This window comes from Arhodomonas sp. KWT, assembly GCF_010993615.1.
Genome location: NZ_WNXE01001009.1, coordinates 1 through 593 on the forward strand (window position 1 = coordinate 1; position 593 = coordinate 593).

Consider the following 593-nt stretch of genomic DNA (forward strand, 5'->3'; position numbering starts at 1 on the left):
AGCCTGCTCAGGACCCGGGAGCTGGAGCCCTCGCCGGTCGGCGAGCTCGTGCGCACCCAGGGCCGCAACATCGGCCTGGGCGCGTTCGCCCCCCTGGGCAGCTACGCCCTGTTCCACCTGGTGACCATCTTCGCCCTGTCCTGGGCGCTGCTGTTCAACGGCCACACGGGGGCCGACTATCTGCTGGTGCAGATCCTGGGGGCGGCGATCTCGATACCGTGCATGCTGCTCTCCGGGGTGATCGCGGATCGCATCGGCCGCCGCGCGACCCTGGGTATCTTCGCGGTGCTGATCGCGGTGTACAGCGGCTGGACGCCGCTGCTGCTCGCCGGCGGGACCATGGAGGGCTACCTGTTCATACTGATCGGGTTCGCCCTGCTGGGGTTCTCGCACGCCCAGGCGGCCGGCGCGGTCAGCTCCACGTTCCAGGCCGAGTTCCGCTACAGCGGGGCGATGATCACCTCCGATCTGGGCTGGCTGTTCGGCGCCGGTTTCGCGCCACTGGTGGCGCTGGCGCTCACCGTCTATCTCGGTGTGGGCTACGTCGGCCTGTACCTGCTCTCCGGCGCCGTCGGCACCCTCGGTGCGCTGTG

Annotated in this window: 1 pseudogene; it reads left to right on the forward strand. The window is 69.8% G+C overall.

What is annotated here, in order from left to right:
- Nucleotides 1-593 (forward strand): annotated as a pseudogene (locus G7A99_RS23840) (MHS family MFS transporter); the annotation flags it as partial.